The following is a 24627-nucleotide window of genomic DNA, read 5'->3' as shown; positions in this document are numbered from 1 at the left end:
TGAGCGGCGAGGATGCGGAGGCGAGCGGCAGAACAGAAAAGCGGCGCCCCGACCTCAGCCGGGGCGCCGCGTCCTAGCCCTCCTGCCCCTCTTGGGGCGGTGTCTCCGTCGTACCCTCGGCGGGCGGCTCGTCGGGGCCCGTCGGGGCCTTCGCCTCGTCCTTCTCGCCTAGCGACGTGGCCGTCATCACGCGGTCGGACTCGGCGGCGCAGGTGAACGAGATTGCGTCCCCAGGCTGGTACGTGACGATCTCCAGCATTCCCGGAAGCGCGAAGTCGTAGATGGCGTCGTCGCCCTCGAGGGTGACGTAGAAGTGGGAGTTGCCGTCCACGACGGCCTGCACGATCGTCTCCACCACGCCCTCGACGTCCTGCCTGTCGGAGGCGGCCGCGGCCTCGTCCTCGCCGAGGACGCCCGCGCCCGCCATCATGTCGAGGTACGCCTCCTGGCACTCGGCCACCGTGGAGCCCGTGGCCACGGTCTGGTACTGCTCCACGTTGATCATCGCGTACATCTTCACGAGGCCCGCGTCGTCCTTGAGGCTCATGAAGTAGGTGGGCTGGCCGGCCACGTTGAGCAGGAGCGGGAACGTGGACTGGTAGCCGAGGTTCTGGACCTGCCCCTCGGCCGAGGCCATCGCGGAGTCCTCCGTCGCGCCGGCCACGGGATAGTAGTGCGACTCGCCCGTGCGCTGGTTCACCAGGATGAATCCCACGTTGGAGCTGTCGGCCGTGACCGAGCTCACGCCGGAGTACAGGTAGATGTCCCCGCCCTGCGCGAGGTAGTTGTAGCCGAGCTCCCCGTTGGTCCCCGGGGTGGTGCGCACCACGCCCTGCTGGCCGAGCCAGGAGTTGAGCCAGCCCCCGGAGTAGGCGCCGCTCCAGTTGTACTGCTCGATGATGAGGTCGGCGGGATAGGCGCGGTCGACCCACTCGGGACAGTCCTCGATCGCGTAGTCCTCGGTCTCGCCGGTGCAGGCGTCCACGAGGACGACGCGCGCGATGGTGGTGCCGTCGAAGAGGCCGATCGTGCGGCGCTGGACGGGGTAGACCCACCAGGGGTTCCCGTCCTCGTCGAGCTCGAAGGACTTCTGGTCGAAGAGGTAGGTGGGGTAGCGCAGCTGCACGTGGCGGTCGACGTTGCGCGCGAGCGGCTCGGAGTCGGAGTACATGATGGGCCGCTCGAGGCGCACGACCTGGGTCTCCTGCGACGCCATGTCCACGAGCACGTAGGCAGGGATCCCCGTGTCGCGGTTCGAGAGCCACTTGAAGAGGTCGGCGTAGGCGAGCGGGCTCACGCGCACGGGGCGGCCCTGGTAGTTGATCTGGCTGTAGGTGTCCGCGATCTCGAACTGGCTCACGTACTCCGGGATGGAGCCCATCGCGCGGTTTCCGAGGATGATCGCGGAGTCGCGGTCGATGACGGGGACCTCGGAGTAGTCGACCTCCTCGATGTCCTCCGCGAAGGTGCCCTCCGTGGTGTCGAGGACGGAGGCGTAGCGCTCGGCGTTGCCCGGGATGAAGGGCTGGCCGAGAAGGGCGCCCAGCACGAAGGCGGCGACGACGCTGGCGGGGATCACCATGAGGCGGCGAAGGAGCGCGCCGTGGCGCGATGAGCGCAGCGAGGCGACCCAGAGGCCGCCCGCCGCGAGGGCCGCGACGGCGATGATCCAGGTCCAGACCTGCCGGCTTCCCAGGTTGATCGCGGGGTGGAACCACCAGTAGCAGGCCGCGAGCGCCAGCGCGAGCACGACGGCGAGCACGATGAGCGCCCGGCGGCTCCATCGGGCGATCGACTCGAGCCTCGTGCCGAACGCGTCGGAAAAGATCTGGTCGAAGGGACCATGTCCCTGGGGCATGCTCGCTCCTCTCATGACAGGGGCGACGGGGTCGTTTGTCAGGCGGGGCCCCGACGCCGGCGGCGTGCACCCCAGTATGCCCGAGGGGCGCGCCGCTGTCACATTGGGTATCCTATAACCCGTAGGTGACGTGCTGGAGGAGGTGCGCATGGACGGCTTCGTGGGGGTCTTCGACTCCGGCGTGGGTGGCATCAGCGTCCTGCGGTCCCTCGTGGCCGAGCTGCCGCATGAGGACTTCCGCTTCTTCGGCGACTCCGCAAACGCTCCCTATGGCGAGAAGACCGAGGACGAGGTGTTCGACCTCTCCCGCTCCATCGCCGAGCGCTTTCTTGCGGACGGCGCTAAGGCGATCGTCATCGCCTGCAACACCGCCACGTCCGTCGCCGCCGCCCGTCTGCGCGCCGCGCATCCGGCGGTTCCGATCGTCGGCATCGAGCCCGCGCTCAAGCCGGCCGCGAAGGCGCTTCCGCACGGGCGCGTCCTCGTGATGGCCACCGAGGTCACGCTGCGGCTGGAGAAGTACCACGAGCTCGCGCGTGCCTGGGGAGGGGAGTGCGAGGTCATCTCGGTCCCGTGTCCGGGCCTCGCGGCGCGCATCGAGCGCGGGGAGCTTGACGCGCCCGACCTTTCGGAGATGGTTCGGGGCTTCGTGGGCCCGTATGCGGGGTCCGTTGACGCCGTCGTGCTCGGCTGCACGCACTACCCCTTCGTTCGTCGGCAGATTGCCGAGGTCCTGGGGTCGGAGGTGCGCTTCTTCGACGGCGGCGCCGGGACGGCCCGGCAGCTGCGCGCGCGCCTCGCCGAGGAGGGCCTCCTCTCCCGCGAGGCCCGCCCCGGCCGCGTGGCGTTTGCCTCGAGCCTCGACACCCCTGAGGAGATTGCCCTCTACGAGAGGTTCTTCTCGATTCCTCTGTAGCGTCGTGCCGATTGTCGGCGATTTTCGGCGAGACCCCGAAGTACTTCCTCGCTAGTAGCATTTTTTGACCTGCGGTTGTTCAGGCGAATTGTGGCGGATACTTGTGGTATCCCGGAAAAATCACCGACAATCGTCAGGGAGGCGGCCACGGCCCCCCGCGCGTGACAAGAAGGGGGCGGCCGCCGAGCCGGCGACCGCCCCCCAAGCGCTTGTGTCCGGCGCCTACACCCTCCGCTGGCCCCAGAAGAACGTTGCCACGGTGCCCGGTCCGGTGTGCACGCCGATGGTGGCGCCGATGGGGAAGATCTCCACCTTGCCGTCGAGCTTGGGGAAGGTCTCCTCGATGCGGCGCGCCACCTCCTGCGCGTCCGCGAGGCACTCCGACTGGCTGATGAAGCACTTGCCGGAGTAGTCGCGCCCGCCCTCGGCGAGCTCGACCATCTTCTCCACCACGCGGTTGATGGCCTTGGCCTTGGTGCGGATCTTCTCCTTGACGGCGAGCGAGCCATCGGGTTCCACGTCCATCACGGGGCAAATCTTGAGCACGCCGCCCACGAGCCCCGCGGCCTTGGAGATGCGCCCGCCGCGCACGAAGAACGTGAGGTCAGACGAGAAGAACCAGTGCTGGACCTCGTGCTTGTGGTCCTCCGCCCAGGCGGCGAGCTCGTCGATGCCCATGCCGGCGTCGCGAAGCCCCGCGAGGCGCTCCATGAGCAGTCCGAAGCCGGCGGACGCGGCGAGCGAGTCGATGACGTAGATCTTGCGGTCGGGGTACTTCTCGGCCAGCTGGTCGCGCGCGGCGCACGCGGAGTTGAAGGTGCCCGAGATGCCGGTGGAGAGCGTCACGTGAAGGACATCGAGCCCCTGCGCGAGGTACCGCTCGAAGTGCTCCATGTAGTCGCCGGCGCTGATCTGCGAGGTCTTGGCCTCGGCTCCCGCGAGCATCTTGGCGTAGAGCTCGGCGGGGGAGTTGGTTGCCCCGAAGTCGTCCTTGCACATCTCGCCGTTCAGGTAGTAGTTGAAGTAGAGGTACTTGATGTCGTGGTCGTCGAGCCACTCGCGCGTGACGTCGGCAGTGGAGCAGCAGCTGAGAACGTAGCTAGGCATGGAAGACTCCTCTGACGGGTACAATACCATCTCGAATCATAGCCGAACTCGCCCCCGCGCATCCCGCGCCGGGCGGCTTCCCCCAGAGGAGGAACCCACATGAACGACGCCGTGAAGTTCAAGGACATGCCCTACGAGCGCCCTGACCTCGAGGCCGTGAAGGCGGAGTACGCCCGCCTCGCCGAGGCGCTGGCATCCGCCGAGACCCTCGAGGCCGCGGAGGCGGCGTTCCTCGAGAAGGACCAGCTCGACCGCCACACGCAGACGGCCGCCGAGCTGGCCATGATCCGTCACGTCATCGACACGCGCGACGAGTTCTACGACGGCGAGGCGTCCTTCTGGGACGAGGCCCAGCCCGAGCTGCAGTCCGCCGCGGACGCCTTCACCGCGGCGCTTCTTGCCACGCCCTTCCGCGCGCAGCTTGAGGAGAAGTACGGGACGCTCCTCTTTGCCCAGGCAGAGCAGGAGCGCCGCACCATCAAGCCCCAGATCGTGGAGGACATGAAGCGCGAGAACGCCCTCGCGCAGGAGTACGTGAAGCTCATCGCCTCCGCGCAGATCCCCTTTGAGGGCGGCACCTACACGCTCTCCCAGCTCACGCCGTTCAAGAAGTCGGCCGATGACGCCCAGCGCCTGGCGGCCTGGAAGGCTGAGGGCTCCTGGTACAAGGAGCACCAGGCGGACTTTGACCGCATCTACGACGAGCTCACGCACGTGCGCGACGCCATGGGCAAGAAGCTCGGCTATAAGAACTACCTGCCGCTCGGCTACGACCGCATGGGGCGGCTCTCCTACGGCCGCGAGGACGTGGAGCGCTTCCGCGAGGCCGTGCGCACCTACGTGGTGCCGCTGGCCGACAAGGTCTACCGCGCGCAGGCCGAGCGCCTGGGCGTGGAGTACCCGCTCTCCTTTGCCGACGAGGCGCTCACCTTCCGCTCCGGCAACCCCGCGCCGCGCGGCACCGCCGATGACGTCCTCGAGGCCGGCCGCACCTTCTACCGCGCGCTCAGCCCCGAGACCGGCGCCTTCTTCGACATGATGCTCGAGCGCGACCTCATGGACGTCCTCTCCACCGAGGGCAAGGCCGGCGGCGGCTTCATGACGCAGATCCCGGACTACGACGTGCCCTTCATCTTTGCCAACTTCAACGGCACGCAGGGCGACGTCGAGGTGGTCACGCACGAGGCGGGCCACGCGTTCTCCTACTACATGAACACCCATGTGGTGCCCATCACGCTCTCCATGCCCTCGACGGAGGCCTGCGAGGTCCACTCCATGTCCATGGAGTTCATGGCCTGGCCGTGGGCCGAGGAGTTCTTCGGCGACGACGCGCGCAAGTACCGCTACGCGCACCTGGCCGGCGCCATCACCTTCATCCCGTACGGCACGATGGTCGACCACTTCCAGCACGAGGTCTACGAGCACCCCGAGATGACGCCCGCCGAGCGCCACGCCACCTGGAAGCGCCTGCTCGGCGTCTACATGCCGTGGATGCGCCTCGACGGCGACATCCCCTTCTACGCCGAGGGCGAGGGATGGCAGCGCCAGAGCCACATCTACGAGAACCCGCTCTACTACATCGACTACTGCCTCGCGCAGACGGTGGCGCTCGAGTTCTGGGCGATGTCGCAGGACGACTTCAAGGCCGCCTGGGAGCACTACATGGCCTACACGCGCCAGGGCGGCACGCGCGCCTTCACGGACCTTCTCGCCCACGCGGGCATGACCTCGCCCTTCGACGAGGGCTGCCTCAAGGCCATCTGCGAGCGCGCCACGGCCTGGCTCGAGTCCTATGACCTCACCGGCATCGAGTAGCGTGCAAAAGGGACAGGCACTTTTGCACGCCGGGGGAAGGGCGAGAAGAACGTGAGGAAGAAGGCGCGCGAGCGGCTCAAGGACTTTGGGCCTGATGACAACGGCAAGATGGCCTACCTCGGCGACCACGTCCGCCTGGCCGGGGGCCAGGACCGGCGCCGCCTCGTCGTTACGCTGTGGGTGGCGTGCAGCGTCGCGACGCTCGCCGTGCTCGGCGCGTCGCTCGCCAACCCGGCCGGGCTCTCCGGCTGCCCCCACGTGGTGATGCCGTATGTCGCGCAGTTCGTGGCGATGGTGTCGGTGCTCTGGGGCATGGGCAGGCTCTCCGTCGCCGGCGAGCGCGTGCGCGTCTACGTGCGGGACGAGACCGTGGGCGCGCTGCCGCGGCGCTGCGTCGTGGCGGCCGCGCTCGGCCTCGTCGCCGTGGTGGGGGAGGTCGTCCTTCTCGCCACGGGCGGGTCGTCGCCGGTGGCAGCGGACTTCGCGTTTCTCGCCTGCGAGGCGGTCTCGGTCGTTGCCCTGGTGACGCTGCGCCGCCTCTGCCTCTCCACCGAGTGGGAGTCCTGCTAGTCGGGGACGTCCTCCCAATTGGCGGGGCCGCCAGGCTCGGGGGCCTGCTCGCTTAGGTGACTCGCTTAGGTGACCCGTTTAGGTGACTCGCTTAGGTGAGCAAGAACGTTCAATCATCGCTGCTCACCTAGTGGCGGAGGCCTGCTACGAGCTGGGAATATCTTACTCACCTAAGAAATCGGTGCACGATGGTTCAACGATTGTGCTCACCTAAGCGAGGGCCGGGGTGCGGTCGGGGCAAGGCGCGGGCGGACGAGCCGAGAAGAGCCGTCGAGAGAAACCGCCGAGAAGAACGGAGGCCCCATGGAGAAGACGGACGTCTGCTGGGAGCGCGAGGACGGGCACGTGCTGCGGCTCGCCCGCGCCGAGGACGCGGAGGCGTACTGGGCGGGGCTCTCGACGCTCGATGCGGAGGCGGCGCTCCTCACGGGCAGCAAGGACCATTACGAGAAGGACGAGGCCACGAGCTTCTTCCTGCGCTGCGTGGATGACCCGGACCGTCGCGACCTGCTGATCCTCTCGCCCGGAGGCGCCGTTCTGGGGGAGAGCGTCATCAATGAGATTGACTGGCGGGCGAGAAGCGCCAACTTCAGGATCTGCATCTTCGGCGCGGCGGGGCGCGATCGGGGGCTCGGCTCCTGGGCCGTGGCCCTCACGCGCGACTATGCCTTTGCCGAGCTGGGCCTGCACCGCCTCGAGCTGGACGTCTTCTCGATCAACCCCCGCGCTGAGCGCGTCTACGAGCGCGCCGGCTTCCGTCGTGAGGGAGTCCTGCGCGATGCCATACTCCTGCCCGACGGCACCTACTGCGATGACGTCCTCATGGCGATCCTCGAGGAAGAGTGGCGCGCCCAGGCCTGCCAATCGGAGGCTGCCCCCGATTGACGGACCGTGGCAGGTTCACGTCTGGTGAAACCAGTTTGTAACCAGTGCGTGAAAGCGATACCGCTCCAGTCGCTTTTAAGATTTCCAAAAAGTAACATTCATCAGGAGTGTGAGATACTAGGTATCCTGCACCGAGGCTCTACGCCGGACGCGCTCGGGGAAGTGCGCCGGTTGAAAACGATCCCCGCATGGGAGGAAGGTAGGGAAAGATGCTCGTAACCAGAAGAAGGATGCTCGGGCTCTCCGCAGCCACGATGGGCGCCCTCGCCCTCGCCGCGTGCAACAACGGCGGCAACGGCGGCGAGACCAGCAACGGCGGCGGCGAGGCCACGTCCGATCACGCCGGCACCCTCGTTGCGTCCACCAACGGCCTTGAGGGCAAGTTCTGCCCGCTGTTCACCGCCTCTGCGGCCGACCAGGACGTCGTGAGCTTCAACAACATCACGCTCCTCGCGACCGACCGCATGGCCGAGCCCATCTACAACGGCATCGAGGGCGAGACCAAGGAGTACAACGGCACCGAGTACACCTACACCGGCCCGGCCAACATCGAGATGGTCGAGAACGCCGACGGCACCGTCAACTACAACGTCCAGCTTCGTGACGACCTCAAGTTCCACGACGGCTCCAACATGACGGTGGACGACATCATCTTCACGTTCTACTCCTACTTCGACCCCACCTACGACGGGTCGGCCACCCTCTACTCCAACGACATCAAGGGCCTCGCGGAGTACCGCTCCGGCATGGCCACGCTGGCCTCGCTCATCGGCAACGCCGGTCGCGAGAACACCGACTTCACCTACTTCACCCAGGAGCAGCAGGACGCCTTCTGGGCGGCCGTTGACGACGGCGGCACCAAGTTCGCCCAGGAGATCGTCGACTACATGATGGAGAACGGCGCCACCGACGTCGCCTCCGCCGCCGCCGGCTGGGGCTACGCTGACCTCTCCGCCGACGCCACCGCCACCGACTTCTTCGAGGCCATCGGTGCCAATCCCAACTATGACTGGAACTTCTCGCTGATGGAGGCCGAGACGGCCGGCACCCCCCTCTCCGAGCTCATCCCCGAGGACGTCTACAACATGGGCGCCCAGGGCGTCGAGACCGGCGAGGCCGCCCCGAACGTCGCGGGCATCGTCAAGGTTGACGACTACAACATGTCCGTCGTCACCAACGGCGTCGACGCGACGATGATCTACCAGCTCTCCATCGCCCCGTGCTCCTACAAGTACTACGGCGACGAGTCGCTCTACGACTACGAGAACAACTCCTTCGGCTTCACCAAGGGCGACCTCTCCAAGGCCCGCGGCCTCAACGGCCAGCCCATGGGCTCCGGCGCCTTCAAGTTCGACGACTACACCTCCGGCACCGTCCACATGTCCGCCAACGAGGAGTACTACAAGGGCGCCCCGAAGACCGCCCACCTCAACCTCGTTGAGTCTCAGGAGGCCGACATGGTGACCGGCGTCCAGGCCGGCACGCTGGACATCTCCCAGCCGTCCTACTCCATGGAGGTCGAGGGCCAGATCAAGGAGATCAACGGCAACGACTCCACCTCCGGCGACGTCATCACCACCTTCCTGCACGACTACCGCGGCTACGGCTACCTGGCCATCTCCGCCAACAAGGTGAACGTCGCGGGCGACCCCGCCTCCGACGCTTCCAAGGCGCTGCGCAAGGCCATCTGCACCGTGATCTCGCCGTTCCGCGCCTCCGGCGTCGCCTCCTACTACGGCGACACCGCGTCGGTCCTCAACTACCCGATCTCCACGTCCTCCTGGGCGTCCCCCAACGAGACCGACCCGGGCTACGCGGTCTGCTACTCCACCGACGCCTCCGGCAACCCGCTCTTCACCGACGGCATGAGCGACGACGAGCGCATCGAGGCCGCCAAGGCCGGCGCGCTCACCTGGTTCGAGGCCGCGGGCTACACCGTCGCTGACGGCAAGCTCACCGCTGCCCCCGAGGGCGCCAAGCTCGAGTACCAGTGCAACATCGGCGGTGGCGGCCAGGGCGACCACCCCACCTTCATGATCCTGCAGGAGGCCAAGAACGCCTTCTCCGAGATCGGCATGAACTTCATCGTGAACGACATCGCCAACGCCTCCGACCTCTTCGCCTCCTACCAGTCCGGCGAGGCCGAGATGTGGTGCGCCGCCTGGCAGTCCACGGCCGATCCCGACATGTACCAGCTCTACCACAGCCAGGGCTCCACGAACTACTACTGCATCAACGACGCTGACCTCGACGAGCTCATCGAGGCCGGTCGCCAGACGCTCGAGACCGAGAGCCGCAAGGCCATCTACAAGGAGGCCATGGACATCATCCTCGACTGGGGCGTCGAGCTGCCCGTCTACCAGCGCAGCGAGTGCACCCTCGTCTCCTCCGAGCGCGTGAACATCGACACCGTCGTCCAGGACCAGACCCCGTACTGGACCTGGAAGGACGAAATCGAGAAGCTCGAGCTCAAGTAAGTCCATTTCCCAGGTAGATCGCGTTGGGCGCGACGGCCGAGTGCCGTCGCGCCCCGCGCCATCGCTAGGGGCTGGCCCCCTGTTGGATTGAGAGACCTCCTTCCCGTGCTGGAAGACAGAGGAACTGCGCCTTCCAGCGCAGAAACGGGGTCTCTTCTGCCCGCAAGAGGCGGGCACAAGTGAGAGGAGCGTTTGCGACGTGAGAACCTATATCGTCAAGCGCATCGGAATCTCGGTCATCATCCTGCTGTGCGTGACCTTCATCATCTACGGCCTGATGCGCGCGCTGCCGTCCTCCTACGTGGAGACCATGGCGATGCAGCTCTCCCAGGCGCCGGGCGCCAAGTCCTTCGAGGAGTGGATGGCCCAGCTCAACGCCCAGTACGGCCTCGACCAGCCGGTGCCCATCGGCTACATCACCTGGCTCGGCGATTTCCTGACCGGCAACTTCGGCGACTCCTGGAAGTTCAACGTGCCGGTCCTGACCGAGTTCCAGAACACCATCGGCATCTCGTTCGCCATGGGCGGCATCGCCTTCGTGCTCTCCACGGCCATCGCCGTCCCGCTCGGCATCCTGGCCGCCACGCACCAGTACTCCAAGGCCGACTACATCATCTCCGCCGTCGCGCTCGCGGGCATCTCGCTGCCCACCTTCTTCTTCGCGACGCTGCTCAAGCTGATCTTCTCGGTCGGCCTCGGCTGGTTTGACCTCTACGGCCTCATGGGTCGCGACTTCGCCCAGCTCGATGCCGTTGGCCAGGCGCTCGACATGGTGAACCACATGATCATGCCCGTGGTCACGCTCACGGTGATCCAGATCGGCTCGCTCATGCGCTACACGCGCACCAACATGCTCGAGGTGCTCAACGCTGACTACATCCGCACGGCGCGCACCAAGGGCCTGCCCGAGCACAAGGTCATCTACAAGCACGCCTTCCGCAACACGCTCATCCCGCTCGTGACCGTCATCGGCGGCTCGCTCCCGGGCCTGTTCTCCGGCGCGCTCATCACGGAGACCCTCTTCATGATCCCGGGCACGGGCTATACGTCCTACCAGGCCATGACCGGAGGCGACATCCCGTACACGATGTTCTTCCTCACGTTCATCGCCATCATCACGCTGCTCTCTAACCTCCTGACCGACATCCTCTACGCGGTGGTCGACCCCCGCGTTCGCATCTCCTAGGAAGGCGGGTGTAACTCATGAGCGATTCCAAGAACGGCATGCCCGCCGAGAAGAACGACCAGTCGAGAGACGATGCGCAGGAGTACTCCCTCAACGACGACCGTCGCGTGAAGGTGCTCTCGCCGGGCGCCCTTATCGCCAAGCGCTTCTTCCGCAACCGCCTCGCGGTCGTCGGCCTCGTCATCCTCGTCGTGATGTTCGTGTTCTCGTTCATCGGCGGTCTGGTGAGCCCCTATGGCCAGGACCAGACCTTCTCCACGATGACGAAGCTCGACACCCAGTACGCGGGCATCACCGAGACCACCTCGCTGCGCTATGCGGCCGCGCCCGACGCCGACTTCGGCGCCCTCGTGCAGTCCAGCGCCAACACGGCCATCAGCTCCGGCGCGACGTCCTTCGAGCGCAGCGGCGTGACCTACACGATCGAGCAGCCCGCGCCCGACCTCTATGTGTTCAGGCAGGGCGGCGAGGTCGTGGCCTACGCCTCCACCGAGGTCGTGAGCGTTCCGTCCGGCGCGTCGGCGCTCTCCTTCGACTTCCAGATCGCCGCCATCACGGCCGTCTCCAACGCGACCGCGGCCGGCGACGCCGCCCCCGCCCCCGAAGTGACCGAGGAGGGCGTCGTCGTGGTCGAGAGCGGCGAGGACGATGCGGCGGCGGAGGCCGCCGAGGCCCAGGCCGCCGGCAACACCTTCGAGGCTGACGGCCAGACCTACTCGTTCGACGAGTCCGGAAACGTCATGGACGCCTCCGGCGCCACCGTCGCCATGGTGAGCCCGTTCGTGATCTCGGCCTCCGACGGCAACACCGTCATCCCCGACGACCTGCGCGAGGCGCTGCTCACCGCCGTCTCCGCGGACGTGAGCGACGTCACCTACACCGACGCCAGCGGCGCCGAGCACACCTACACGATCTCCTATGACGCCTACTCCAAGGTCTACAACGTCACCGAGACCACGGAGAACCTGGTCTACGACCGCTACGCCAGCCCCTCGGCCGAGCACTGGCTCGGCACCGACGGCAACGGCATGGACATGCTCACGCGCCTCATGTACGGCGGCCGCGTCTCGCTGATCATCGGCTTCATCGTCGTCTTTATCGCCGCGGGCCTCGGCGTCATCATGGGCGGCATCTCCGGCTACTTCGGCGGCTGGGTGGACAACCTGATCATGCGCATCGTCGACATCTTCTACTGCCTGCCCTCGATGCCGATCATCATCATCCTCGGCTCGGCGATGGACGCCATGCGCCTCGACCCCTGGATCCGCATGATCTACCTCATGCTCATCCTCGGCTTCCTGTCCTGGCCCTCCATCGCGCGCCTCGTGCGCGGCCAGATCCTGTCCCTGCGCGAGCAGGAGTTCATGCTCGCCACCGAGGCCACGGGCATCTCGATTCCGCACCGCATCGTCCGTCACCTCATCCCCAACGTCATGCCGCAGCTGATCGTCTCCTGCACCATGAGCCTGGGCTCCACGATCATCACCGAGGCCACGCTCTCGTTCCTCGGCCTGGGCGTGAAGTTCCCGTTCGCCTCGTGGGGCAACATCATCTCCGACGTCAACAACGCCTTCGTCATGACCAACTACTGGTTCATCTGGATTCCCGCCGGCATCTGCCTGCTGCTCGCGGTCCTTGGCTTCAACTTCGTGGGCGACGGCCTGCGCGACGCCTTCGACCCCAAGATGAACCGCTAGGGAGGGGCAGCCAATGTTTGGATCCGAGAAGAAGAAGGAGGCGGGCTACCTCTCCGCGAAGGAGTCCCGTCGCATCTCCAAGGAAAACCGCAAGATCACGCAGGAGTACGAGAAGAAGCGCAAGCGCAAGAACGTCGACCCCTCCGAGTACGCGTGCGAGATGCGCGACCCGGGCAACGCGGTCGAGTTCGACGACGTGCACACGTACTTCTTCACCGACACGGGCGTCGTCAAGTCCGTCGACGGCGTGTCCTATGACGTCCCCGTGGGCAAGACCGTGGGTGTCGTGGGCGAGTCCGGCTGCGGCAAGTCCGTCACGTGCCTCTCGCTCATCCAGCTCCTGCAGCGCCCGCAGGGCCAGGTCACGGGCGGCTCCATCCGCCTCAACCTCGGCGACCACGCCATCGACGTGACCAAGGCGCCCGAGGAGGCCATGCAGAAGATCCGCGGCTCCGAGGTCTCCATGATCTACCAGGAGCCCATGACCTCGCTTAACCCGGTCTTCAAGGTTGGCGAGCAGATCGAGGAGGTCATCGCCCTCCACGACGGCAAGGACTGGTCCAAGGAGCAGATCAAGGCCCGCGCGATCGAGATGATCGAGACCGTCGGCATCGCCAACTCCGAGGGCGTCTACGGGATGTACCCGCATGAGCTTTCCGGCGGCATGCGCCAGCGCATCATGATCGCCATCGCACTTGCCTGCAACCCGCGCATCATCATCGCCGACGAGCCCACCACGGCCCTCGACGTGACCATCCAGGCGCAGATCCTCGACTTGCTCCGTTCGCTCAAGGAGAAGATCAACTCCTCGATCATCCTCGTCACGCACGACCTGGGCGTCGTCGCCGAGATGGCCGACTACGTCGTGGTCATGTATGCCGGCCGCATCGTCGAGCGCGGCACCGCCGAGGAGATCTTCGACCACCCGGCTCACCCCTATACCATCGGCCTCATGGCCTCCAAGCCGGTCGTGGGTAAGAAGGTGGAGCGCCTCTACTCCATCCCGGGCAAGGTCCCCAACCCGGTCAACATGCCGGACTACTGCTACTTCAAGGACCGCTGCGAGCTCTGCGTCAAGGCATGCTCCGGCGAGTACCCGCACATGGTGCGCCTCTCGCCCACGCACGAGGTGAGCTGCTACCGCTACTACGACAATGCGACGGCCGAGGCGGCCAACGAGACCGCCGCGGTTCTCGACAATCTCATCACCGGCACCGACACCAAGGGGGAGGAGAAGTAGCATGGCTTCCGCGAACACGGCCGTGGACGTCACGTCCACCGACGCCTCCGCCAAGAGCGACGACATCATCCTCGAGGTCAACGACCTCAAGAAGTACTTCCCCATCAAGGGGGGCATGTTCAACCGCGTGCAGGGCTACGTGAAGGCCGTCGACGGCGTCTCCTTCAAGCTGCGCCGCGGCCACACGATGGGCCTCGTGGGCGAGTCCGGCTGCGGTAAGTCCACCACGGGTCGCACCATCCTGCGCCTCGCGGGCGAGAAGACCGGCGGCGACGTGCTCTTCAACGGACGCGAGGTCTACAGCCTCAGCGCCAAGGAGCTCCACGACGCCCGCACCAAGATGCAGATCATCTTCCAGGACCCGTACTCGAGCCTCTCGCCGCGCCTCCCGATCTCCGAGATCGTGGGCGAGGCGGTCCGCGAGCACAACCTCGTCCCCAAGGACGAGCTCGACGACTACATCGACAAGGTGATGGAGGAGTGCGGCCTGCAGCCGTACCACAAGATGCGCTACCCGCACGAGTTCTCCGGCGGCCAGCGCCAGCGCATCTGCATCGCCCGTGCCCTCGCCCTGAACCCCGAGTTCATTGTCTGCGACGAGCCCGTCTCGGCGCTCGACGTCTCGATTCAGGCGCAGATCATCAACCTCCTGCACGACCTGCAGGAGGAGCGCGGGCTCACCTATCTCTTCATCAGCCACGACCTCTCCGTCGTCGAGCACATCTCGGATGCCGTGGGTGTCATGTACCTGGGCGGCATGGTCGAGTACGGCTACACGGCCGACATCTTCAAGAACCCGCTGCACCCCTACACGAAGGCGCTCTTCTCGGCCATCCCCATCCCGGATCCCAAGGCCAAGCAGAACCGCATCGTGCTCGAGGGCTCCATCCCCTCGCCGGCGAACCCGCCCAAGGGCTGCAAGTTCCACACGCGCTGCCCGTTTGCCAAGGAGTGCTGCAAGGAGATCGCGCCCGAGCAGAAGGAGCTGGAGCCGGGCCACTTCGTCTCCTGCCACCTCTACGACGAGTAGGGCGCGTCGTGGCAGCAGGACGCCGCGAGAGGAACGACTTCGAGGACGACGGCCGCGTCATCGCCGACATGTCGGCGGTGGGGCGGCCGTCGCTCCTTGGCCACGTTCCCGAGCGCGGACGGGACGTCGAGCCCCGAGCCCCCCGTCGGCCCCGGGTCGAGCTCACCACGAAAGAACGGATCTGGATGGCCCTCGGCGCCCTCAAGGCCGGTCTCACCATCGGCTGCGTCTATGTGGTGGTGCTCGGGCTCGTGATCGTCGCCCTTCTCGCCCTCTGGACTTCCATGCAGGGTTGAGGCCTCAGGCCGTGCCACTGGCGTCAGGTTTATTTGGCGTGCCACTGGCGTCGGGCTTATTTGGCGCGATTTAGGACGCGCCAAATAAGCCCGACGCCAGTGGCACGCCAAATAAACCTGACGCCAGTGGCACGGCGGCGGCACGGCACCCGGGTCGACGCAAACGACGTCACCGGCTCCCCGTATACTTGAGTGAAGAGACAATGACGAGAGGGGTCCCTATGGGTAGGTCTGGCGGCGGTGGAGGAGGCTTCTCCGGCGGAGGGCGCAGCGGCGGCTTCTCCGGCGGCGGTCGTCGTTCCGGCGGCTTCTCCGGCGGGGGCGGCTTCAGGGGGTCCGGCGGTCGCTCGGGAGGTGGCTTCGGCGGCTTTGGTGGGCGCCCCGCGGGCGGCCCCCCTCCTGGCGGGCCTGGCCCTGCCCCTCGTCCCCACGTGCACATGGGCGTGCCGTTCTTCGGCGGCTTCGGCGGATTTCGTCGCTCCCCCGCGCCGGGCGGCGTCGCCATGGGCAGCGGCTGCGGTGGCTGCCTGGGTGGCATCATGGGCCTCATCCTGGCCGCCCTGCTTATCGCCCTGCTCACAACCGGCCTCTCGACCTGCGGCGGAGGCTATTCAGACCCCTATGCGTACGGCACGAGCTACTCCGACGGCCAGGCGTCCGCCACGGTCCGCGAGAAGCTCCCCGCTGACGCCGTGACGCGCACGGACTACTACACGGACGCGGACGGAGACTGGATTCACAGCGCCGGACGTCTTACCGAGGGACTTGAGGACTTCTACGACAAGACGGGCGTCCAGCCGTATGTCTATATCCTTCCCAACGGCACGACGACCTCGGTCGACGAGCTGACCGCGCGTGCCAAGCAGCTCTACGGCGAGCTCTTCCAGGACGAGGGTCACTTCCTCCTGGTGTTCTGCGACGCAGGTGACGGCACCTTCAACTGTGGGTACACGGTCGGAACCGCGGCTTCGGCCATAATGGACACCGAAGCGCTCGACATCCTGGCCGACGAGCTTGACTACGCGTACAACAACGCGGACACCGACGAGGAGGTCTTCTCGGACGCCTTCTCCCGCACTGCGGACAAGATCATGTCCGCGGCCGAGGAGGAGCAGCAGGGCAAGACGACGATGCTCGTCGTGGGGGGCGTCATCCTGGTCGTCGCGGTCGGAGCCGGCATCGCGTATGTCGTGAAGCGCCGCAAGGCCAAGGAGGCCGAGGAGAAGCAGAGGATGGAGGACATTCTCAACACCCCGCTCGAGAAGTTCGGGGATAAGGATGTGGAGGACCTCGCGGACAAGTACGAGGACAAGGACTAGAAGGGAACCGTCATGGGCATTCTTGACCGCTTCACCACCATCGTGAAGGCCAACATCAACGAGCTGCTGGACAAGGCCGAGGACCCGGCCAAGATGGTCGACCAGTACCTCGTCGACCTCACCGAGTCGCTCGCCGACGTCAAGCGCGAGACCGCCGGCGTCATGGCCGAGGAGGCTCGCACCAAGCGCGCCGCTGACGCCAACGCGGAGGAGGTCTCCCGCATGGAGGACCTCGCCAAGAAGGCCCTCAAGGCCGGCAACGAGGGCGACGCTCGCGTGTTTCTCGCCAAGAAGCAGAAGCTCGAGACGGCTGGTGCCGAGCTCCAGAAGGCCGCCGATGCGGCCAAGGCCAACGCCGACAAGATGCGCCAGATGCACGACAAGCTCGTGAGCGACATCGAGGACCTCAAGAGCCGTCGCGAGACGATCAAGGCCAAGATGGCCGTCGCCAAGACGCAGGAGAAGGTCGCCGGCTACACCTCCGGCGCCGACAAGGCCGAGAGCGCCATCGAGGCGTTCAACCGCATGGAGGAGAAGGCCGACCGGATGCTCGACACGGCCGACGCCATGGCCGAGCTCAACACCGAGCCCGTCGACGACGCCGAGAGCCTCGCCGAGAAGTACGCGGGCGCGGCCGACAGCGCCGCCGTCGACGACGAGCTCGCCCGACTCAAGGCCGAGATGGGCCTCTAACCCGACAAAGGCGACACGCCACTGGCGTCAGGTTTATTTGGCACGCTTGCTTCGCGTGCCAAATAAACCTGACGCCAGTGGCACAAAGCGCGGGGCGAGAAGAACGTTCTTCTCGCCCCGCGCTCGTCTTGTGTGAGGCGTGAGGTGCTACGCCATGAGCGCCATCTGGCGGGCGCGCTCCTTGAGGACGTCGACGGCCTCGTAGGGCTCCCAGACGTTGGTGACGGACTCGTCCATGGGGCACTGACCGCTCTTGGCGCGGTTGCTGATGTGGGGCACGAGGACGTCGTGGCTGACGAAGATGCCGGCGGCGAGAAGGACCGCGCGACCGGTCCAGGACATGACGGGGGAGAAGACCGCCTCAGGTCCGAGCACGGCATAGAGGAGCGCAGGGGCCTTGCCGACGACCTTGTCGGCGACGGAGAAGCCCTTGAGGCTGCGGCCCTCGGCGATCATCTTGAGGAGCGGCTTCACGCCGCGCTCGTGGCAGACGACGATCTCGTCACCGCGAACGGCCACGAGGGTGGCGTCCTTGTTGGCGATGAGCAGGGCACGTGCAAGGTCGAGGTCGGTGGCGTCCATGTCTTCAATCCTCCCAGTCCGCGGGTGAATTCAGATCAAGCGGGTACTGTACCACAACGGCGGCCGCCCGCAACGCCGTTCGCCGAAACCGATACCACCTATGCCATTGGCGTCAGGTTTATTTGGCATGCCACTGGCGTCAGGTTTGTTTGGCGCGTTTGTTTGAGCGTCCTGTGCACAGAAAAGCACGTGACTGACCTTTACTTACAGTTATCTATCAGTTATCTCCTTAACGAAATAGATAAATTATGAATTAGAGAACGAGAGGGAGAGGATGCGTGTCGAGTCATACCCTTGGAGCAGGTCGAAGGTAAGGGGGGCGCATGGCACGGGCCGTCTCGGAGTCGGGAATCTACCACGTTGTATCGCGGGGGAGTGGTCGGCAGCTCATCTTTGAGGATGATGCCGATCGGATGTCATTTATTACCACGTTGGGCGAGAGCGCAAGGCGGGCGGGTGTTGACATCCTTGGATGGTGTCTCATGCCCAACCACGTTCATCTCATCCTGCTCGATTGCGAGCAGAGTCTCAGCGATGTCATGCAACGCGTGCTCACGAGCTATGCAAGGCGATTCAATTGTAGGACGGGACATGTGGGGCATGTCTTTCAGGGGAGATTCTCGAGCGCCCCGATAGAGGGCGAGCGATATCTGCTCGCTGCCGTCAGGTATCTTCACCTCAATCCGGAGAGGGCGGGAATCTGCTCGGCGGAGCAGTACGACTGGAGCAGCTATCGAGAGTATGCCGGCGGTGTGCCGAGGGTCGAGGTCGCCGACACCTCCCTCGTCCTTGAAATGCTTGGCGGCCAGTCGGGGTTTGTGGAGCTTTGCCGGGACGACGCCAAGGGGGTGGAGCCCTATGCCCCGATGGGGCTTTGTCGTGGAACGGACGAGGTTGTAATCGCGGCCCGTGGACTGCTGGATGACGCCGGCCTCGGAGATCCCGGCAAGGTGAAGGCGCTTCCGCAGGAGAGGAGGGACGAGGCGCTGAGGCTGCTGAGAGGTTCGGGCCTGTCTGCGAGGGCCGTCGAGCGGCTTACTGGGGTGGGGAGAGGCGTGGTTGAGCGTGTGACGGCGCGTGCCAAATAAACCTGACGCCACTGGCATGCCAAATAAACCTGACGCTACTGGCGTGACACTGGCACGTTGGCATGCGAAAGGGGCCGCCACCCGAAGGTGACGGCCCCTGTGCCAAATAAACCTGACGCCAGTGGCGCGGCGCCAGTGGCGCGGCGCGCTACTCGTTGAGAGCGGCGTTGACGGCGACGGCGCAGGCGACGGTCGCACCGACCATGGGGTTGTTGCCCATGCCGATGAGGCCCATCATGTCGACGTGCGCGGGCACCGAGGAGGAGCCGGCGAACTGGGCGCTGGAGTGCATGCGGCCCATGGTGTCGGTCATGCCGTAGGAGGCGGGGCCGGCGGCCATGTTGTCCGGGTGCAGGGTGCGGCCGGTGCCGCCGCCGGAGGCGACGGAGAAGTACTTCTTGCCGGCGAGCACGCGCTCCTTGAAGTAGGTGCCGGCAACCGGGTGCTGGAAGCGCGTCGGGTTGGTGGAGTTGCCGGTGATGGAGATGTCGACGTTCTCGTGCCACATGATGGCAACGCCCTCGCGGACGTCGTCGGCGCCGTAGCAGTTGACCTCGGCGCGCGGACCATCGGAGTACGGGATCTTCTCGACGATGTTGAGCTCGCCGGTGAAGTAGTCGAACTGGGTCTTCACGTAGGTGAAGCCGTTGATGCGGGCGATGATCTGGGCGGCGTCCTTGCCGAGGCCGTTCAGGATGACGCGCAGCGGCTTCTTGCGGGCCTTGTTGGCGTTGAGCGCGATGCCGATGGCGCCCTCGGCGGCGGCGAAGGACTCGTGGCCGGCCAGGAAGGCGAAGCACTCGGTGTCGTCACCGAGGAGCATGGCGCCGAGGTCACCGTGGCCCTTGCCGACCTTGCGGTCCTCGGCGACGGAGCCGGGGACGCAGAAGGCCTGGAGGCCCTCGCCGATCATGGCGGCGGCCTCAGAGGCGCTCTTGGCGCCCTTCTTGATGGCGATGGCGCAGCCGCAGACGTAAGCCCACTTGGCGTTCTCGAACGCGATGGACTGGACGCCCTCGACGATCTCGCGCGGGTTCACGCCCTTGTCGAGGCAGATCTGCTCGGCCTCCTCGAGGGAGGAGATGCCGTTCTCAGCGAGCACCTTGTTGATCTTGTCGATGCGGCGCTCATAGCCCTCAAACGAAACTGCCATTTGGTTTTCCCTCCCTTTCTACTCGTGAACGGGGAAGACGTTGGCGACCGTGTGGGTCTCCTCGTCCGTGCGCGGATCGATGTACTTGGCGGCGTTCTCCCACTGGCCGTAGTGACCCATGGCGCCGGCGATGGCGTCCTCGGGGGTCTTGCCGGCCTTGAGGGCCTCGGTGAACTTGCCGAGGTTCAGGAACTCGAAGGCGATGATCTCGTTGTTCTCGTTGAGCGCCATGCGGGTGACGTAGCCCTGGGCGAGCTCGAGGTAACGGGCGCCCTTGGCCTTGGTGCCGAACATGGTGCCGACCTGCGTGCGCAGGCCCTTGCCGAGGTCGTCGAGGGAGGCGCCGACGGGCAGGCCGTCCTCGGAGAAGGCGGTCTGGGAGCGGCCGTAGACGATCTGGAGGAACAGCTCGCGCATGGCCACGTTGATGGCGTCGCAGACGAGGTCGGTGTTCAGGGCCTCGAGGATGGTCTTGCCCGGGAGGATCTCGGAAGCCATGGCCGCCGAGTGGGTCATGCCGGAGCAGCCGAGGGTCTCGACGAGGCACTCCTCGATGACGCCCTCCTTGACGTTAAGGGTGAGCTTGCAGGCACCCTGCTGGGGCGCGCACCAGCCCACGCCGTGCGTGAGGCCGGAGATGTCCTTGATCTCCTTGGCCTGGACCCACTTGCCCTCCTCGGGGATGGGCGCGGGGCCGTGATATGCGCCCTTGGCGACGGGGCACATATTCTCGACTTCTGCGGAATACTGCATGTATTGCTCCTCTCCATGAATCTGTGCCGGTGCCATGCCCCGGCGCGAACGAACCGGTCCCCTCAGACCGGCCAGAGCCATGCGGCGGCCCAATGGGCAGCCCGTCCATAAGTTTACGGCAAAATGGCAGGGCGAGAAGGCCGCAGCGTCACGAATCTGCCGCGGGCGGACGTTCTTCTCGCCCCGCGGGCCCTGTCTGCTGCGGGCGGGCGCCTAGCGGAAGATCTCCCGATGCGTGCCCGTGCGCTGGAAGACGGCGAGGTTGTCGCGCACGGCCCATACGAGCAGCCAGTCCCCGGCGTTGCAGACGTGGCACTCGTTGGAGCCCGCCCACTGCCCGGCGAGCCGGTGCATGTTGTGCCTGCGGACGAGCTCCTGCCGGGCGGGGAGGGTGTTGGAGAGGATGAGATTGATGACGTGCTCAAGGGCAAAGGGGTCGACATTCTTCCTCTCAAGTCGCTTGAGGTCGCGGGAGAATTTGGGGTCGAACTTGGCCTCGAGCCTTCCCATCATTGCATCGCCGCCTCGAGAAGCTCCCGGGCGTTCTTGTACCCGGTTCCCGGGACGTGGGCCGCAAAGATCTCCTCGGTCTCTCGGATGGCCTCGAGGGACTCCTCGTTGGGCTGCTCGCCGTCAAAGGTGATGGGGATGGAGCCGGTGCGGACCATGTAGGTCCAGAACGCGCGCGTCACCGACGCGAGGTCAAGCCCGAAGCTCCGGGCGACGTTCGCGGCGCCTTCCTTGAGGTCCTCGTCGACGCGAATGGCATAGCTCGTCATTTGTAGCTCCTTTGTAGTATTGGCATCACTATATGTATAACCAGAATCGCACGATTCTATCCATTTCCAATTGGTGAGCGCGGGCGTCCGCACAGCTGGTCGGCGCTATACTTTCCCACCATGGATACCGAGAAGAACATCGGCCCGGGCACGCGGCATGGGGAGGCCGCCGTGCCCCAGTGGGCCTGGAAGCTCTCCCTCGCCGCCTGCGCCGCCATCTGGGGCGGCTCGTTCGTGGTGATGAAGGACACGCTGGACAACATCCCGCCCGCGTGGCTCATGGGCATACGCTTTGCCGCGTCAGCCGTCATCGTGGGCGCGCTCTTCTGGCGGCGCCTGCGGGACAACCTCGACGGGAGCCACCTCGCCATGGGCGCGATCCTGGGCCTGGCGTCCGGGGCGGCCTTCGTGGTGCAGAACATCGGCCTCGATGACACCACGCCGGGCAGGAACGCCTTCCTCACGGCCACCTACTGCGTGATGACGCCGTTCATAAACTGGCTGGTCACGCGGCGGCGTCCCGATGGGGGCAACGTGCTCGCGGCGGTTCTCGCCATCGTGGGCGTGGGGCTGGTCGCGCTCGGCGACGACCTCTCGCTCATCATGAGCGGCGGCGACTGGATGACGCTCGTGGCGGCGGTGCTCTTCGCCGTGCACATCGTGCTCGTGGCGCGCTTCTCGTCGGCGCACGACGTGATGACGCTCACGGTGGTCCAGCTCGCCGTGAGCGCCGTGGTCGCGCTCGGAACGGCGCTCGTGCTGGAGACGCCGCCCGCCCCTGCAGTCTTCGCCTCCCCGGACACCTGGTTCTCCCTGGCATATCTGGTACTGCTCTCGTCCTGCGTGTGCATGGTGTTCCAGAACCTCGGCCAGGCGCACGTGCCTCCCGCGCAGGCGTCGCTCCTGCTCTCGCTGGAGAGCGTCTTTGCCGTGGTGGCGAGCGTGCTCTTCTACCACGAGCTCGTCACGCCTCGGATCGCGCTCGGCTTTGGCACGATCTTCGTTGCCGTGCTCGTGAGTGAGCTCGGCGTCAGGCGCCGCGCGCGGGGGTAACGCCGGGCCGCGGCGCGCGTTGCGGCTTCCGGGGTTCTGGCAGACGGCCGCGGGGCCGCGCTGTCGAATGTGGGGCCGTGGCAGCATTCGCGCTGCCACGACCCCCTTTTCCGCAGCGAGGGCGAGAAGAACCGCAGGTCGCGTCTCCGCGCCGCTGCCATAACTGCCATATCGGCAACGTGAATTCGCCAAGAGCTGCCACAACCCTGTTCTTCTCAACGCGGACCAGGGCTATCCTGTACGCATCTTCGACTGACGGGAGAGGCCATGATTCAGGAGTTTGGCGCCGAGCACGTCTTCGACAACCACTTCGAGCCGCATGAGCCGGCTGCCGGCTCCTATGTCCTGCACTTCCGCGAGGGCGGCTGCCTCACCCACGTGACGCACGTGGGCGGGACCGACGCCGATGCGGGGGACGCGGGGGAGGAGATCGAGCTTCCGCGTCTGGCGGACTACCCGCGCAGGCCCGCCCACATGACGTATCTCTTCTCGCTCGGGGAGGAGCGGTTCTTCCTCGTCCTCGACGACAGGGTGGCGACGCCGGCAGGCTTCACGTACGAGTCCGTCAACTGGCTGCGCCGGGCCGAGCCGCAGCACCTGCTCTTTGCCGCTGCCACGGCGTCCCAGCTGGACCGGTGGTACCGAGAGAACCGCTACTGCGGCCGCTGCGGCGCGCCGACGGAGCTTGCGCCCGCGAGCCGGGAAATCGTGTGCCCCGAGTGCGCCAGGATCGTGTACCCCAAGATCTGCCCGGGCGTCATCTGCGCGGTGGTGAGCCGCGGCGAGGACCCCGCGGACGATCGCATCGTGCTCACGCGCTACGCGGGGAGGACCACCGCGCTCTGGGCTCTCGTCGCCGGGTTCACCGAGATCGGCGAGCCTCTCGAGGGGACCGTTCGTCGCGAGGTCATGGAGGAGGTCGGGCTCTCCGTCAAGAACCTGCGCTTCTACAAGAGCCAGCCCTGGAGCTTCACCGACACGCTCATGGTCGGCTTCTGGTGCGAGGTGGACGGCGATGACGCCCTGCGCGTGGACCACTCAGAGCTCAAGGAGGCCTGCTGGTTCAGGCGTGACGAGATTCCCCCGGAGCGCGCGGGCGACCGCGCGAGCATGACCGGGGAGATGATCGAGCGCTTCCGCCTCATGGGGCGGGCTGCCTGGGAGTAGCCCCCCTGGCTGCGGACTGGCGAGAAGAACGAGGCGCCGCACCACCGTCGCTCGCCGAGGGTGTGCGAGCGGGGCAGTGCGGCGCGTGGCATGCCGGAGCAAGAAGAGTGACTAACCGCTAGCCTCGCTTCTCGTAGTTCCTCTCGCGGATCTCGCCGAGGGTGCGCTCGGCCTGCTCCTCCTCGGGGGTCATGTAGTCGATGATGTCCCCCGGCTTGCAGTTGAGGACCTGGCAGAGGGCCTCAAGCGTGGAGAAGCGCATTCCCCTGATGTGGCCGTTCTTGATGTTGGAGAGGTTGACCGTGGAGGTGCCAACTCTCTTGGCAAGCTCCGTCGACGTGATCTTTCTCTCGGCCATGACACGGTCAAGTCGCATGACGATAGGCAACTTTTTCACCTCCAGAACGGCGTTCATTTCGTCTAACAATACTAAACGAAAGCGTCGGAATCTTCCTTGAGGGCATCTCCATACCGAACGACCATCGCAAGGCAGACGAGAAAGACGACCATCACGACGACTTTGAGGTCAAGCGTTGCTGCTGGTGCGAGAGAAATGGAAGAACCATCAGGAAGGGTGGATTGGTATAGGGCAGAGGATGGTCGACAATCAGCTATTCCCCTAATGACTAAACACATGGCAGCAAAGAGCAGCCGGTTAAATTGCCTCCGTCCAAATGGAGTCTTACCGCGAGAGAACTGACTGAAAAATCGTGCAAGTAATAGTGTCGCTGCTGCTGATGAGCAAATTCCTAAGATGCTGATTAACCACCAGGATAGCGATTGCAGAGGACTCTCAACTTGGATGAGGCTTGTGAGATATACAGCTAAGACAATGCCTTCAAAGCCGGCTAATGCATACATAACAATCGAGCCTGCTCGGGCAGCTCTTTTTGCGCGAAGGTATTCAGTCTTAAGAGGCTCAGGCATGTTAATCATCCCTTCCGTTACACGCCGATGCTAATT

24 protein-coding genes are annotated in these 24627 nt (G+C 65.7%); 15 read left to right on the top strand and 9 right to left on the bottom strand.

The features are described from left to right. Positions 1-73: 73 nt before the first annotated feature. Complete coding sequence (locus tag E0L17_RS04250) at positions 74-1858, bottom strand: Tat pathway signal sequence (protein WP_286163285.1); 1785 nt, start codon at positions 1856-1858, stop codon at positions 74-76. 148 nt (positions 1859-2006) lie between these two features. Here E0L17_RS04250 and murI point away from each other — a divergent pair, with 148 nt between their 5' ends. Continuing rightward, positions 2007-2774: a glutamate racemase gene (murI, locus tag E0L17_RS04245; RefSeq protein WP_167930009.1), complete on the top strand. Its 768-nt coding sequence runs from the start codon at positions 2007-2009 to the stop codon at positions 2772-2774. A 222-nt stretch (positions 2775-2996) separates the two neighbouring features. Here murI and E0L17_RS04240 read toward each other — a convergent pair whose 3' ends face one another. Beyond that, complete coding sequence (locus E0L17_RS04240) at positions 2997-3881, bottom strand: DegV family protein (RefSeq protein WP_167930008.1); 885 nt, start codon at positions 3879-3881, stop codon at positions 2997-2999. Between the two features lie 99 nt (positions 3882-3980). Between E0L17_RS04240 and E0L17_RS04235 the strand changes: the two genes are divergently transcribed. The 11 genes from E0L17_RS04235 to E0L17_RS04185 all read left to right on the top strand — a co-directional run bounded on the left by E0L17_RS04235 (position 3981) and on the right by E0L17_RS04185 (position 17089). Then, positions 3981-5696 carry a M3 family oligoendopeptidase gene (locus E0L17_RS04235; protein WP_206109002.1) on the top strand — a complete coding sequence of 572 codons (1716 nt, stop codon included), beginning with the start codon at positions 3981-3983 and terminating at the stop codon, positions 5694-5696. A gap of 51 nt (positions 5697-5747) precedes the next feature. After that, on the top strand, positions 5748-6266 hold the full coding sequence (locus E0L17_RS04230; protein WP_167930007.1) for a hypothetical protein: 519 nt from the start codon (positions 5748-5750) through the stop codon (positions 6264-6266). Between the two features lie 303 nt (positions 6267-6569). Then, on the top strand, positions 6570-7151 hold the full coding sequence (locus E0L17_RS04225; protein ID WP_167930006.1) for a GNAT family N-acetyltransferase: 582 nt from the start codon (positions 6570-6572) through the stop codon (positions 7149-7151). A gap of 209 nt (positions 7152-7360) precedes the next feature. Next, positions 7361-9628 (top strand): ABC transporter substrate-binding protein, encoded by a 2268-nt coding sequence (locus E0L17_RS04220; RefSeq protein ID WP_167930005.1) that lies wholly within the window; start codon positions 7361-7363, stop codon positions 9626-9628. Between the two features lie 199 nt (positions 9629-9827). Continuing rightward, on the top strand, positions 9828-10814 hold the full coding sequence (locus E0L17_RS04215; RefSeq protein WP_167930004.1) for an ABC transporter permease: 987 nt from the start codon (positions 9828-9830) through the stop codon (positions 10812-10814). A gap of 17 nt (positions 10815-10831) precedes the next feature. Further along, on the top strand, positions 10832-12511 hold the full coding sequence (locus E0L17_RS04210; RefSeq protein WP_167930003.1) for an ABC transporter permease: 1680 nt from the start codon (positions 10832-10834) through the stop codon (positions 12509-12511). Between the two features lie 13 nt (positions 12512-12524). Beyond that, entirely contained in the window at positions 12525-13751 is a 1227-nt protein-coding gene (locus E0L17_RS04205; protein WP_167930002.1) for an ABC transporter ATP-binding protein, read from the top strand. 1 nt (position 13752) lies between these two features. Continuing rightward, positions 13753-14781 (top strand): ABC transporter ATP-binding protein, encoded by a 1029-nt coding sequence (locus E0L17_RS04200; RefSeq protein ID WP_167930001.1) that lies wholly within the window; start codon positions 13753-13755, stop codon positions 14779-14781. 8 nt (positions 14782-14789) lie between these two features. Then, on the top strand, positions 14790-15077 hold the full coding sequence (locus E0L17_RS04195; protein WP_167930000.1) for a hypothetical protein: 288 nt from the start codon (positions 14790-14792) through the stop codon (positions 15075-15077). A 221-nt stretch (positions 15078-15298) separates the two neighbouring features. Next, entirely contained in the window at positions 15299-16396 is a 1098-nt protein-coding gene (locus E0L17_RS04190) for a hypothetical protein (RefSeq protein WP_167929944.1), read from the top strand. 12 nt (positions 16397-16408) lie between these two features. After that, positions 16409-17089: a PspA/IM30 family protein gene (locus E0L17_RS04185; RefSeq protein ID WP_167929999.1), complete on the top strand. Its 681-nt coding sequence runs from the start codon at positions 16409-16411 to the stop codon at positions 17087-17089. Positions 17090-17236: 147 nt separating this feature from the next. Here E0L17_RS04185 and E0L17_RS04180 read toward each other — a convergent pair whose 3' ends face one another. After that, positions 17237-17671 (bottom strand): DUF1893 domain-containing protein, encoded by a 435-nt coding sequence (locus tag E0L17_RS04180; protein WP_167929998.1) that lies wholly within the window; start codon positions 17669-17671, stop codon positions 17237-17239. 323 nt (positions 17672-17994) lie between these two features. Here E0L17_RS04180 and E0L17_RS04175 point away from each other — a divergent pair, with 323 nt between their 5' ends. Beyond that, positions 17995-18759, top strand: a complete 765-nt coding sequence (locus E0L17_RS04175; RefSeq protein ID WP_167929997.1) for a transposase — start codon at positions 17995-17997, stop codon at positions 18757-18759. Between the two features lie 148 nt (positions 18760-18907). On the opposite strand, the gene E0L17_RS04170 is transcribed toward E0L17_RS04175, so the two are convergent. The 4 genes from E0L17_RS04170 to E0L17_RS04155 form a co-directional block, all read right to left on the bottom strand. Then, a complete protein-coding gene (locus E0L17_RS04170; protein ID WP_075278803.1) occupies positions 18908-19912 on the bottom strand; it encodes a GGGtGRT protein in 1005 nt (334 codons plus the stop codon). Between the two features lie 18 nt (positions 19913-19930). Then, entirely contained in the window at positions 19931-20665 is a 735-nt protein-coding gene (locus tag E0L17_RS04165) for an iron-sulfur cluster assembly scaffold protein (RefSeq protein WP_087315670.1), read from the bottom strand. A 213-nt stretch (positions 20666-20878) separates the two neighbouring features. Continuing rightward, positions 20879-21178, bottom strand: a complete 300-nt coding sequence (locus tag E0L17_RS04160; protein WP_167929996.1) for a type II toxin-antitoxin system RelE/ParE family toxin — start codon at positions 21176-21178, stop codon at positions 20879-20881. Continuing rightward, positions 21175-21444, bottom strand: a complete 270-nt coding sequence (locus tag E0L17_RS04155) for a type II toxin-antitoxin system RelB/DinJ family antitoxin (RefSeq protein ID WP_167929995.1) — start codon at positions 21442-21444, stop codon at positions 21175-21177. The genes E0L17_RS04160 and E0L17_RS04155 overlap by 4 nt, the downstream gene beginning before the upstream one ends. A 120-nt stretch (positions 21445-21564) precedes the next feature. Between E0L17_RS04155 and E0L17_RS04150 the strand changes: the two genes are divergently transcribed. Both E0L17_RS04150 and nudC read left to right on the top strand, forming a co-directional pair. Next, positions 21565-22497, top strand: a complete 933-nt coding sequence (locus E0L17_RS04150; protein ID WP_167929994.1) for a DMT family transporter — start codon at positions 21565-21567, stop codon at positions 22495-22497. 267 nt (positions 22498-22764) lie between these two features. Further along, a complete protein-coding gene (gene nudC / locus E0L17_RS04145) occupies positions 22765-23664 on the top strand; it encodes an NAD(+) diphosphatase (RefSeq protein WP_167929993.1) in 900 nt (299 codons plus the stop codon). A gap of 118 nt (positions 23665-23782) precedes the next feature. Here nudC and E0L17_RS04140 read toward each other — a convergent pair whose 3' ends face one another. Together E0L17_RS04140 and E0L17_RS04135 are read right to left on the bottom strand one after the other, a co-directional pair. Continuing rightward, positions 23783-24040 carry a helix-turn-helix domain-containing protein gene (locus E0L17_RS04140; RefSeq protein ID WP_286163280.1) on the bottom strand — a complete coding sequence of 86 codons (258 nt, stop codon included), beginning with the start codon at positions 24038-24040 and terminating at the stop codon, positions 23783-23785. A 53-nt stretch (positions 24041-24093) separates the two neighbouring features. Then, positions 24094-24591 carry a hypothetical protein gene (locus tag E0L17_RS04135; protein WP_167929991.1) on the bottom strand — a complete coding sequence of 166 codons (498 nt, stop codon included), beginning with the start codon at positions 24589-24591 and terminating at the stop codon, positions 24094-24096. Positions 24592-24627 lie beyond the last annotated feature (36 nt).

Origin of the sequence: Olsenella sp. SW781 (genome assembly GCF_012027725.1) — a bacterium.
In the GTDB taxonomy this organism is placed as follows: Bacteria; Actinomycetota; Coriobacteriia; order Coriobacteriales; family Atopobiaceae; genus Thermophilibacter.
Note: the sequence above shows the minus strand (reverse complement) of the source record. Positions and strands in the feature narration are given on the sequence as shown.

Coding starts and splice junctions, on each gene's coding strand:
- E0L17_RS04250 (WP_286163285.1), bottom strand. CDS start 1,858: ATGCCCCAGGGACATGGTCCCTTCGACCAGATCTTTTCCGACGCGTTC.
- murI (WP_167930009.1), top strand. CDS start 2,007: ATGGACGGCTTCGTGGGGGTCTTCGACTCCGGCGTGGGTGGCATCAGC.
- E0L17_RS04240 (WP_167930008.1), bottom strand. CDS start 3,881: ATGCCTAGCTACGTTCTCAGCTGCTGCTCCACTGCCGACGTCACGCGC.
- E0L17_RS04235 (WP_206109002.1), top strand. CDS start 3,981: ATGAACGACGCCGTGAAGTTCAAGGACATGCCCTACGAGCGCCCTGAC.
- E0L17_RS04225 (WP_167930006.1), top strand. CDS start 6,570: ATGGAGAAGACGGACGTCTGCTGGGAGCGCGAGGACGGGCACGTGCTG.
- E0L17_RS04220 (WP_167930005.1), top strand. CDS start 7,361: ATGCTCGTAACCAGAAGAAGGATGCTCGGGCTCTCCGCAGCCACGATG.
- E0L17_RS04210 (WP_167930003.1), top strand. CDS start 10,832: ATGAGCGATTCCAAGAACGGCATGCCCGCCGAGAAGAACGACCAGTCG.
- E0L17_RS04205 (WP_167930002.1), top strand. CDS start 12,525: ATGTTTGGATCCGAGAAGAAGAAGGAGGCGGGCTACCTCTCCGCGAAG.
- E0L17_RS04200 (WP_167930001.1), top strand. CDS start 13,753: ATGGCTTCCGCGAACACGGCCGTGGACGTCACGTCCACCGACGCCTCC.
- E0L17_RS04190 (WP_167929944.1), top strand. CDS start 15,299: ATGGGTAGGTCTGGCGGCGGTGGAGGAGGCTTCTCCGGCGGAGGGCGC.
- E0L17_RS04185 (WP_167929999.1), top strand. CDS start 16,409: ATGGGCATTCTTGACCGCTTCACCACCATCGTGAAGGCCAACATCAAC.
- E0L17_RS04180 (WP_167929998.1), bottom strand. CDS start 17,671: ATGGACGCCACCGACCTCGACCTTGCACGTGCCCTGCTCATCGCCAAC.
- E0L17_RS04175 (WP_167929997.1), top strand. CDS start 17,995: ATGGCACGGGCCGTCTCGGAGTCGGGAATCTACCACGTTGTATCGCGG.
- E0L17_RS04170 (WP_075278803.1), bottom strand. CDS start 19,912: ATGGCAGTTTCGTTTGAGGGCTATGAGCGCCGCATCGACAAGATCAAC.
- E0L17_RS04165 (WP_087315670.1), bottom strand. CDS start 20,665: ATGCAGTATTCCGCAGAAGTCGAGAATATGTGCCCCGTCGCCAAGGGC.
- E0L17_RS04160 (WP_167929996.1), bottom strand. CDS start 21,178: ATGATGGGAAGGCTCGAGGCCAAGTTCGACCCCAAATTCTCCCGCGAC.
- E0L17_RS04155 (WP_167929995.1), bottom strand. CDS start 21,444: ATGACGAGCTATGCCATTCGCGTCGACGAGGACCTCAAGGAAGGCGCC.
- E0L17_RS04150 (WP_167929994.1), top strand. CDS start 21,565: ATGGATACCGAGAAGAACATCGGCCCGGGCACGCGGCATGGGGAGGCC.
- nudC (WP_167929993.1), top strand. CDS start 22,765: ATGATTCAGGAGTTTGGCGCCGAGCACGTCTTCGACAACCACTTCGAG.
- E0L17_RS04140 (WP_286163280.1), bottom strand. CDS start 24,040: ATGCGACTTGACCGTGTCATGGCCGAGAGAAAGATCACGTCGACGGAG.
- E0L17_RS04135 (WP_167929991.1), bottom strand. CDS start 24,591: ATGCCTGAGCCTCTTAAGACTGAATACCTTCGCGCAAAAAGAGCTGCC.